We start from the raw sequence: 9271 nt of genomic DNA, 5'->3' as shown, positions 1-9271 counted from the left end.
GCCGTCGGTCGACTACCGACAAACTGCGCCGCTCGATGAGCGGCAAATCTAAAACTCCTCAGCGGCCCCACAGAAGCGGGCGAGCGCCCGGCGCACGTCGGAGGGACGGTGGCCCAGCCGCAAAAGGGCGTTGTAGGCGCGGCGCTTGACCGCCTCGTCTTCCGGTGCGGCGGAATATTTCTTTTCAAGCACCTCTAATATCTGCTCCTGCGGATCGGCGTCGAGCAGCGACACCGCCCACTCGATCTGCTCGGCGGAAAGGCCCTTCTGCCGCAGCTCCTGGCGGATGCGCAGCAGGCCGTAGTGTTTGCGTTCGCTGAGTTCCCGCGCGTACCGTTCGGCATAGCCGTCGTCGTCCACAAGGCCCAGCTCCTCCATCCGTTCGACCGCCTGTCCCGCGGCCTCGGGGTCCACATGGCGGGCGAGGCGGTCCCGAAGCTGGCTGGAGGTGTATTCCCGGCCGGACAGCATCGAAAAGGCGCGTTCCTTGGCTTTTTTGAGCTCCGCCTCGGCGGCGAGCCCGGCAAGGCGCTCCCCGTCAATCTCCGAACCGACCGAAAGCCCCGACGCCGCAAAGACGTCGGGGTGCATACTGAGCAGGAACTCATCGTCCCCATAGAGGGCGACGCGTCCCCGTTTTGTCATTCTGACGGCGGTCAGCTTCATTCGTCATCCGTCTCCACGTCGATGTTGACGCGAGCGGCCGGCGCGGCGGGCGCTTCCACAGGGGCGGCCCCGACCTTCACCGGCTTTTTGCCGCCGGCCGCGCGCGGGGATTTCAACAGCTTATCCGCGTTCTCGCGCACCTTTGCCTCGATCTCCGCCATGAGCTCTGGATTGGCCTTGAGATATTCCTTCGCGTTGTCGCGGCCCTGTCCGAGGCGGATGTCGCCGTAGTTGAACCACGAGCCGCCGCGGACCACGATGTCCAGCTTGTTCGCCAGGTCGAGCACCTCGCCCTCCTGGGAAATGCCGGTGCCGTACATGATATCGAACTCCGCCTCGCGGAAGGGAGGCGCGACCTTATTCTTGACCACCTTGACGCGGGTGCGGTTGCCGATGACCTCGGTGCCGCTTTTGAGCGCCTCGATGCGGCGCACGTCGAGGCGCACCGACGCGTAGAATTTGAGCGCGCGGCCGCCCGGCGTCGTCTCGGGGTTGCCGTACATGACGCCGATCTTCTCGCGCAGCTGGTTGATGAAGATGACCACGCAGTTGGACTTGCCGATCGCGCCGGTCAGCTTGCGCAGCGCCTGGCTCATGAGGCGGGCCTGCAGGCCGACGTGGCTGTCGCCCATCTCCCCTTCGATCTCCGCCTTGGTGACCATCGCGGCCACCGAGTCGACGACGACCACGTCGATCGCGCCCGAACGCACGAGCGCCTCCGCGATCTCGAGCGCCTGCTCGCCAGTATCCGGCTGGGAGACGAGCAGCGAATCGATGTCCACCCCGAGCGCCTGCGCGTAAACGGGGTCGAGCGCGTGCTCGACGTCGATGAAGACCGCTTCGCCGCCCATCTTCTGCGCCTGCGCGACGACGTGCAGCGCGACGGTCGTCTTGCCGGAGCTCTCCGGTCCGTAAATTTCAATGATGCGCCCGCGGGGAACGCCGCCGATGCCGAGCGCGATGTCCAGCGAGAGCGACCCGGTCGGGATCGCCTCCACGTTGAGGGTGCTGTCCTGCCCGAGCTTCATGACCGCGCCGCGGCCAAACTGCTTTTCAATCTGCCCAAGCGCGGTCTCCAGCGCCTTCTGCCGGTCCTCCGCAGAGATGTTCTGCCTGCGCTCGCTCACAGGCCCCATTTTTTTATCCGCCATAGCCCTGCCTCCGCCATCAAAAATCGTCGCGCGGCGGACGGCCGCGCGGATATTCACTATTCGCATTATACACGACTGCAGGCCAAAAAGCAAGTACAATCAGAACATTTGTTCTTATTTTCCTGTGGACTTTTTCGCTCGTTCCGGGTATGATGGAGATACTGCTTTTGAGAGGGGGACGGGCGATGGAACGGGTATTTTCACTTTGCAGCGCGCGGGCGATCGCACGCGCGCAAAACCACCTCTACCTCGCGCCCCATCCCCTGCTCCGCCCCTGGGTGGCGCACTACACCTTCACCTTCCCGTCCGGCCCGCCGGAGGACGGGACCCTCGCCCTCATCCCCGACGCGAGCGGCTGCATCCTCCTTTCGCTCGACGGAGAGGCCCGCGCCCTTGCGTGGGGCGCGACCACCGGAGTCGCCGTCGTGCGGCGGGATTTCAACGAGTCGCCCGTGCGCTTTTTCATCGAGTTCCTGCCCGGCGCGCTGGGCGCCCTGACCGGCATCCCGCAGGAGGAGCTGCGCGACCGCCGGTTCACGCTGGGCGAGGCGGACGCGGCACTGGCCGCCGCCCTCGAAGCCGCCGCTGGCCGCGCGGCGGACGCGGACGCTCTCGCGGAGGAAACCGACCGTCTGCTGCTCGCCCGGTTTTCCGGACGTGCCCTGCCCGGCGCGGTGCGGGGCGCGATGCAGCGCCTGCGGGAGTCGTCGGGGATGCTGCCCGTCGGAGAGCTGGCCGCCGAGAGCGGCTACAGTCAGCGCCACCTCAACCGCCTCTTCGGGGAGACGGTCGGCATGAATGTCAAGACCTTTGCGCGGCTGGTGCGGGTCAACGGCGCCATCCGGCTGCTGCGGCAGGGCTCCGGTTCTCTCGCCGCGCTGGCGCAGGAGGCCGGCTTTTACGACCAGTCCCATTTTATCCACGATTTTTCGCATATCTGCGGGGTCGCCCCGGGCGCCTACCTGCAGAACCTGTCCGCTTTTTACAATGAAATTTTTAAATTTTGAAGTATGCTTTTAGCAAACCCCGCCGGCGTGCCGCGGCGCCCCTCCCGGGGCGCACGGGCCCGCCGGACCCGCGCCGTGACCGCCCGCCGCAGGGCGGGCGGGGCCGCTTTGCGGTCCAACAAAACGGCTCTGCCGTTTTGGTCACGGCGCGGCCGGGCGGTACCATACGAGGGAGGCTGAAACCATGATTGAATCGAGATGCGGGCTGCTGTGCAGCGCCTGCAATTACCGGGAGCCGATGGGCTGCAAGGGCTGCACGGCGATCGAAAAGCCCTTCTGGGGCGACGCGTGCCCGGTGAAATCCTGCTGTGAGGCAAAGGAGCTGGAGCATTGCGGGACCTGCGGGGAATTCCCCTGCGCGCTGCTCACCGGCTTTGCCTACGACCCCGACCAGGGGGACGACGGAAAACGGATCGAACAGTGCCGCTGCTGGCGCGACGCTGAAAAGGAGGCGGTATCATGAAATTTTGCGGACCGATGCTCTGTGTCCGGGACATGGAGGCATCCAAACGGTTTTACACCGGCCTGCTCGGGCAGAAGCTCGTGCTCGACTATGGGGAGAACGTGACCTTCGACGGTGGGTTCTCCATCCAGGTGAAGTATCAGGAGATCTGCGGGCTGGACCCCGAGCGGTTCCCGACCCGCTACGGCGGCAACGACGCGGAGCTTTATTTTGAGGAGCCGGAATTCGACCGGTTCCTCGAAAAGCTCGCGGCATGGCCCGGCATCGAATACATCCTGCCCTGCCACGAGCACAACTGGGGGCAGCGGTGCGTATGCTTTTACGACCCCGACCGGCACATCATCGAGGTCGGCGAGCCGATGGACCACGTCGCCGCGCGCTTTTTGAAGCAGGGGATGCGCCCCGAGCAGGTGGCGGAACGCACCATGTTCCCGCTCGAGATCGTCCTGAAAATCCAGAAGGCGATCGGGGAATAACGGCGAAAAAAGAGGCCCGGACGATTCGTCCGGGCCTCTTTTGCATCTGAAATCACCGGCTGGTGGCGTTGCGGAACGCCTGCCGGGTCGCCTTGATCTCGGTGAGGGATTTGACGAGGACCTCCTCGGTCTTGAGCAGGCAGTTGTCGGAAAACTCCTGCGCCGCCTGACGGATCTCGCGGGATTTGAGCTGCGCCTGGGAGAGGATTTCCGACGCCTTGGCCTGCGCCGCCTTGGAGACCTCCTCCTGCGCGATGAGGGTGCGGGCGCGGTCCTCCGCCTTGCGTACGATCTGCTCCGCCTCTTTCTTGGCATTTTCGATGATGTCGGTGCGGTCGGAGACGATCGCCTTGGCCTGCTTGATCTCCGCCGGGATATTCAGGCGGATATCGTCGATCAGGTCGCGCACCTTGTCGGCGTCCACCACACACCGGCCGCCCGAAAGCGGCAGGCTCCAGGAACGGTCGAGCAGTTCGTCGATCACGTCCAGAATTTCATCGATATTCATTCGGAATCCACTCCTTTATCGGTTATTCGTCAGCTGTTTCGGTTTCGGGAAATTTGATTTTGAGCCGCTCGACCACCGTGTCCAGGATGATGGAGGGGACAAAGCTGCTCACGTCGCCGCCGAAGCGGGCGATCTGCCGCACCATGCTCGAGCTCAGGTACATGTTGTCGCTGCTCGGCGTGAGGAACACCGTCTCCGCCTGGGGCATCAGCTTGCGGTTGGTCAGCGCCATCTGGAACTCATAATCAAAGTCGGATACCGCCCGCAGGCCCTTGACGATGGCGACCGCGGACTTCCTACGAACATAGTCTATCAGTAAACCGCTGAACTTGTCAACTTCCACGTTGGGCATGTCCACGCAGACCGCGTGGATAAGACGCACCCGCTCGTCGAGGGAAAAGATCGGGTTCTTGTCGGGGTTGGCGCTCACCACCACGATCACCCGGTCGAAGAGGCTCGCCGCCCGCCGGATGATCTCCTCATGTCCCTTGGTGATCGGGTCAAAGCTCCCGGGGCAGATCGCCAGTCTTTCCATTCGTCATTCCTCTTCCTGTCGTTTTCTGTAGGTCGTGATCTTCGCCTTGCCGTATCGGTAGGTCCGGTGCAGCAGGAACTCTCCCGCCGCCTCCGGCAGCTCCTCGTTCTTTTCCGTCTCGCAGACGATGACGCCCGTGTCCTTCATGAGTCCCGCGAGCTTCGGCAGCACCGCGGGGATGAGGTTTTCACCGTAGGGCGGGTCGAGCAGGGCGATATCGAACCGTTCCCTGGCGCCGAGCAGGAAGCTCTGCGCCTCCATCGCGGCCACCCGCGCGCGGTCGGCAAGCTTGGCCGCCGCAAGGTTGCGGCGGATGACCTCCTGCGCCGCGCGCTCCCGGTCGACAAAGACGCACTGCTTCGCCCCGCGCGACAGCGCCTCGATACCGAGCTGCCCGCTCCCCGCGAAGAGGTCGAGCACGACCGCCTCCGCAAGCTCGAAATGCAGGATGCTGAACATGGCCTCCTTGGCCATATCGGACGTCGGCCGCGTCGCAAGCCCCTCCGGGGCTTCCAGCCGCGTGCCGCGCGCCGTTCCGGTAATTACTCTCATATCGATTCCCTTCTTTGGGTCTTTGAAAAGTCCCCAACCCGAAAACTTTTATCAGGCCACCCGGGGGACTTTTGAAAAAGTCCCCCGTGACCCCGAAAACTTTTATCAGGCCGCCCGGCGGGCTTTTGAAAAAGCCCCCGGGACCCGAAAACTTTTATCAGGCCAGCCTCCGCCGCTCCCAACAGCCTCTACCCGTGAGGGAAAGCAGTGTTCGCCGTACGGGCGGCGTATCATCCCCACGCGGGGCAACGGCCCTGAACCAAACGCTTTGAAGGTTTCCAAAGGGGCCTTCCTCCGCCGCGCGGCCCGCGCTTCAGGCACGGGCGGCGGATCATCCCGGCGCAGGGTGTGAACCCTGAACCAAATGCTTTGAGGGTTTCCAAAGGGAACTTTCTCGAAAGTTCCCTTTGGTCATGATACGGGGTTTTGCGCGGTTTGTCAATCTTCGGCGTGCAGGAAATCGTAGAGCTTCCGCGCGGCGGGTTTGGAGACCCCCTTGACCTCCGCAAGCTGGTCCGGGGTCGCGGCGCGGATGGCCTTGATCGTCTTGAAGTGCCGGAAGATCTCCGCCGCGCGTTTTTCGCCGATCCCCTCGCACTGGGTAAGGGTGGATTCAAACGCCGACTTCTGGTGGCGCGCACGGGAAAAGGTGATGGAAAAACGGTGCACCTCGTCCTGGATCGTCGACACGAGGGTGAAAGCGCTGCGGTGGGAATTGATCGCGATCTCGCCGCCCGACTCGGCGATCGCGCGGGTGCGGTGCCGGTCGTCCTTGACCATACCGAAGACGGGCGCCGAAACCCCCATCGAGGCGAGCAGCGGCACGATCGTGGAGACGTGCCCCTTTCCGCCGTCGAGCAGGATGAGGTCGGGCATCCGGTCGAACGCCTCGTCCTTCTGTGTTTCGTCGAAGTAGCGGCCGAACCGCCGGGAAAGCACCTCCGACATGCTCGCGTAGTCGTCGGTGCCCTGCACCGTCTTGATCGTAAACTTGCGGTAGCAGGCGCGTTTGGGCCGCCCGTTCTCAAAGACGACCATGCCGCCCACCACCGTGTCCGAGCCGATGTTGGAGATGTCGTAGGCCTCGATGTAGGCGGGCGGCTTTGAAAGCCCCAGCAGCCGCGCCAGCTCGTCGAGCGCCGCGACCTCCCGGCCGGTGCGCTCCGCCTTCTGCGACAGCCGTTCGGCGGCGTTCGCCCGCGCCATTTCCACGAGCTTCTGCTGCTCGCCCCGCTGGGGCACCCGGATCTCCACCCGGTGGCCCGCCTGCTCGGAGAGCAGCTGCGCGGCGATGTCGATGTCCTCGATCTCCCCGTCAAGCTGGACCCGCTTGGGGATGTCCTCGCGGGTGGTGTAGTAGCGCAGCAGGAATTCCAGCCGCGCGCCGTCGAGGTCGTCCACCGCGCCGAGCAGGAAATCCTGCTTGTCCACCAGCCGCTCCCCGCGGAATTTGAGCACCACGGCGCAGGTGTCCTGCTCGCTGCGCGCGAGCGCGATGATGTCCTGGTTGGCAACCTTGGAGAAGACCACCTTCTGCGACTCGCTGATCCGGCTGATCGCCTTGATGCGGTCGCGCAGCTGCGCGGCCTTCTCGAACTGCATCTTTTCGGCGCACTCGTTCATCCGCCGGGTCAGCAGCTCCACCGACTGGGCGCCGCCGCCCCGGATGTATTCGAGCGCCTGCTCGAGGACCTCCGCGTACTCCTCCTGCGAAATCCGCCCCCGGCAGACTCCCATGCACTGCTTGATATGGAAGTTGAGGCAGGGGCGCCCCTTGCCGAACTCCTGCGGGAACCTGCGGGTGCAGGTGGGCAGCAGGAAGGCGCGGTTCACCTCGTCGACCGTCTCGTTGACGACGAAGGAGGAGATGTACGGCCCGATATAGGTCGCGCCGTCGTCCTCCCGCTGGAAGACGTGCCGGATGCGCGGGTAGGGCTCCTTCGAGACCTTGATGTAGCTGTAGCCCTTGTCGTCCTTGAGCAGGATGTTATATTTGGGGGAATGCAGCTTGATCATGCTGCACTCGAGCACGAGCGCCTCGAATTCGCTGTCGGTGACGATATAGTCGAAGTCGTGGACGTGGCTCACCATCTGGTAGACCTTGGGCAGATGCTTTTCCACCGCGCGGAAATAGCTGCTCACGCGGTTTTTGAGCGCCTTGGCCTTGCCGATATAGATGATGTCGCCCGCGCGGTTCTTCATGATGTACACGCCCGGCCGCAGCGGCAGCTTGTGCGCCTTTTCGGCGAGGTATGGCAGACGCGGGTTATCCAAGGGAGCCCTCCTTCCCGCAATAGGAATTGTTTGCCGATAAAATGAAAAAATGCACCGTCAGGCTTCTGAGCGGTGCATTTTCAGCAGGTGGGTGCGATTACTCGGTGAAGCCGGACTCGACCAGCTTGACAAGCCCCTCAACGGCGGCCTGCTCGTCGGAACCGTCCGCGATGATGCGGATGGTGGTGCCGCCGACGATGCCGAGGGAAAGAACGCCGAGCAGGCTCTTGGCGTTGACGCGGCGCTCCTCCTTCTCAACCCAGATGGAGGATTTATACTCGTTGGCCTTCTGAATAAAGAATGTTGCGGGGCGGGCGTGCAAACCGACCTGATTCTGAACGGCGACTTCTTTCACAAACATTTCAATACTCTCCTATTTCTCAAGTATGTGGCGTTGAATAAGTTGTTACTATTATAAGCGCATTGCGCCAAAGCGTCAACGCTTTTTGTCCCACTTTTGCCAATCGCAGGGATTTTCTGTTTCTTTCCCAGTTCGGCCGCTTTACCGCTCCCACGGAATTGTGCAACTTTGCCATAAAGTTTTCAACAATTATAGCAAGATACCCGGAAAGGCCGGCCGGATTTCAAAACATCTGCCGAACCTGGTCGAAAAAGCGCGCAACATGCGGCTGGGCCAGCGTGTAGACCACCGGCACGAGCAGGGCGGGCAGCAGGTTGGCGGTGCGGATGTTTGTGAACTCCAGAAAATTGATGCCGATGCACATGACGATTGTATAACCCACCATGCAGATGGCGTTGAGCATCGGGCCGGAGACGATCGGCGCGAGCACCCCGGCAAGCAGCGTGATCGCGCCCTGGTAGGCAAGCACCGGGATGAACGCGAACACCACGCCGAAGCCCAGTGTGGAGCCGAGGATGATCGAACAGATGAAGTCGAGCGCGGATTTGATGAACAGGACGCTCGGGTCGCCGGTGAGGCCGTCGTTGAGCGCGCCGATGATCGCCATCGCGCCGATACAGAAGATGAGCGACGCGTTGATGAATCCCTTTGCGAAGCCCTCTCTGCCGAACTTTGCCTCGATCGCCTTCCCGCCGCGCACGAGCGCCGCGTCGATGTCGCACAGTTCCCCGAGCACCCCGCCGATCACCATGCTGGCGATCAGCAGGAGCGACCCGTCGGCGGACAGCTTGCCGTCGGCGCCCACCGTGACCATCGAGGTGATGACCCCTTCGATCCCCACGAGAAAGACCGCCAGCCCCAGCAGCTTCATCGCCGTCTCCTCCACCTTTTTGGGGAGGCCGCGGCGGATCAGCAGGCCGATCATGCCGCCCACGATCACTGAAATTGCGTTGACTATCGTTCCCATCTATTCTGCCTCGTTTCTGTCATTGTATGTGCCTTGTTTGCGCGGGGTTCCCCGCGAATTCGGTTTTGACGCTCAGAATGCGGCTCGATTCGTCGGTTTCCACCGGCGGCCGCTTTGGATTTGCCGCTCACCGAGCGGCGGAGCTTGCCGGTGGTCGACCGGCGGCGATCCCTCAGGCTTTTCCGCCCAGTGGGCGGGGGGCTTTTGTTCGCGCTCCTTCGGGGCGCTTTATAGGTGCCGCCTTCGGCGGCGGAGATTGCCGGGTCCCGCCCCGGCAGGCGGCCCCATTTCTTGTACGGACAAGAAATGGG

At 63.2% G+C, this 9271-nt stretch carries 11 protein-coding genes; 3 read left to right on the top strand and 8 right to left on the bottom strand.

Annotated elements, in window-relative coordinates:
* Window positions 1-48: 48 nt before the first annotated feature.
* Window positions 49-666, bottom strand: coding sequence for a regulatory protein RecX (locus NE609_RS16015; protein WP_256153092.1), 618 nt, complete (start codon window positions 664-666; stop codon window positions 49-51).
* A complete protein-coding gene (gene recA, locus NE609_RS16010) occupies window positions 663-1817 on the bottom strand; it encodes a recombinase RecA (RefSeq protein ID WP_101552395.1) in 1155 nt (384 codons plus the stop codon). The genes NE609_RS16015 and recA overlap by 4 nt, the downstream gene beginning before the upstream one ends.
* Window positions 1818-2002: 185 nt before the next feature.
* Between recA and NE609_RS16005 the strand changes: the two genes are divergently transcribed.
* The 3 genes from NE609_RS16005 to NE609_RS15995 all read left to right on the top strand — a co-directional run bounded on the left by NE609_RS16005 (window position 2003) and on the right by NE609_RS15995 (window position 3763).
* On the top strand, window positions 2003-2824 hold the full coding sequence (locus tag NE609_RS16005) for a helix-turn-helix transcriptional regulator (RefSeq protein WP_101552397.1): 822 nt from the start codon (window positions 2003-2005) through the stop codon (window positions 2822-2824).
* A 184-nt stretch (window positions 2825-3008) separates the two neighbouring features.
* On the top strand, window positions 3009-3287 hold the full coding sequence (locus tag NE609_RS16000; RefSeq protein WP_121587373.1) for a DUF3795 domain-containing protein: 279 nt from the start codon (window positions 3009-3011) through the stop codon (window positions 3285-3287).
* Complete coding sequence (locus tag NE609_RS15995) at window positions 3284-3763, top strand: VOC family protein (protein WP_101552401.1); 480 nt, start codon at window positions 3284-3286, stop codon at window positions 3761-3763. Before NE609_RS16000 ends, NE609_RS15995 begins: the two co-directional genes overlap by 4 nt.
* Window positions 3764-3815: 52 nt before the next feature.
* On the opposite strand, the gene NE609_RS15990 is transcribed toward NE609_RS15995, so the two are convergent.
* The 6 genes from NE609_RS15990 to NE609_RS15965 all read right to left on the bottom strand — a co-directional run bounded on the left by NE609_RS15990 (window position 3816) and on the right by NE609_RS15965 (window position 8960).
* Window positions 3816-4271 (bottom strand): ATPase, encoded by a 456-nt coding sequence (locus NE609_RS15990; protein ID WP_101552404.1) that lies wholly within the window; start codon window positions 4269-4271, stop codon window positions 3816-3818.
* 22 nt (window positions 4272-4293) lie between these two features.
* Window positions 4294-4806 (bottom strand): pantetheine-phosphate adenylyltransferase, encoded by a 513-nt coding sequence (gene coaD / locus NE609_RS15985; protein ID WP_101552405.1) that lies wholly within the window; start codon window positions 4804-4806, stop codon window positions 4294-4296.
* A gap of 3 nt (window positions 4807-4809) precedes the next feature.
* Window positions 4810-5358, bottom strand: a complete 549-nt coding sequence (rsmD, locus tag NE609_RS15980) for a 16S rRNA (guanine(966)-N(2))-methyltransferase RsmD (protein ID WP_121587371.1) — start codon at window positions 5356-5358, stop codon at window positions 4810-4812.
* Between the two features lie 438 nt (window positions 5359-5796).
* Complete coding sequence (uvrC, locus tag NE609_RS15975) at window positions 5797-7632, bottom strand: excinuclease ABC subunit UvrC (RefSeq protein ID WP_256153091.1); 1836 nt, start codon at window positions 7630-7632, stop codon at window positions 5797-5799.
* Window positions 7633-7729: 97 nt separating this feature from the next.
* The gene (locus NE609_RS15970; RefSeq protein ID WP_101552412.1) at window positions 7730-7993 is read right to left on the bottom strand and encodes an HPr family phosphocarrier protein; all 264 of its coding nucleotides are present in this window, start codon (window positions 7991-7993) and stop codon (window positions 7730-7732) included.
* A gap of 223 nt (window positions 7994-8216) precedes the next feature.
* Window positions 8217-8960, bottom strand: coding sequence for a DUF554 domain-containing protein (locus NE609_RS15965; RefSeq protein ID WP_101552414.1), 744 nt, complete (start codon window positions 8958-8960; stop codon window positions 8217-8219).
* Window positions 8961-9271: the final 311 nt, after the last annotated feature.

It is taken from the genome of Anaerotruncus sp. DFI.9.16, from assembly GCF_024461615.1.
Taxonomy (GTDB): Bacteria; Bacillota; Clostridia; order Oscillospirales; family Ruminococcaceae; genus Anaerotruncus; species Anaerotruncus massiliensis.
The sequence above is the reverse complement of the archived record's forward strand: the minus strand, read 5'-3'. Positions and strand labels throughout refer to the sequence as shown.

Bases quoted from the DNA above. Each gene is read 5' to 3' on its own strand.
- NE609_RS16015 (WP_256153092.1), bottom strand. From the start codon at position 666: ATGAAGCTGACCGCCGTCAGAATGACAAAACGGGGACGCGTCGCCCTC.
- recA (WP_101552395.1), bottom strand. From the start codon at position 1,817: ATGGCGGATAAAAAAATGGGGCCTGTGAGCGAGCGCAGGCAGAACATC.
- NE609_RS16005 (WP_101552397.1), top strand. From the start codon at position 2,003: ATGGAACGGGTATTTTCACTTTGCAGCGCGCGGGCGATCGCACGCGCG.
- NE609_RS16000 (WP_121587373.1), top strand. From the start codon at position 3,009: ATGATTGAATCGAGATGCGGGCTGCTGTGCAGCGCCTGCAATTACCGG.
- NE609_RS15995 (WP_101552401.1), top strand. From the start codon at position 3,284: ATGAAATTTTGCGGACCGATGCTCTGTGTCCGGGACATGGAGGCATCC.
- NE609_RS15990 (WP_101552404.1), bottom strand. From the start codon at position 4,271: ATGAATATCGATGAAATTCTGGACGTGATCGACGAACTGCTCGACCGT.
- coaD (WP_101552405.1), bottom strand. From the start codon at position 4,806: ATGGAAAGACTGGCGATCTGCCCCGGGAGCTTTGACCCGATCACCAAG.
- rsmD (WP_121587371.1), bottom strand. From the start codon at position 5,358: ATGAGAGTAATTACCGGAACGGCGCGCGGCACGCGGCTGGAAGCCCCG.
- NE609_RS15970 (WP_101552412.1), bottom strand. From the start codon at position 7,993: ATGTTTGTGAAAGAAGTCGCCGTTCAGAATCAGGTCGGTTTGCACGCC.
- NE609_RS15965 (WP_101552414.1), bottom strand. From the start codon at position 8,960: ATGGGAACGATAGTCAACGCAATTTCAGTGATCGTGGGCGGCATGATC.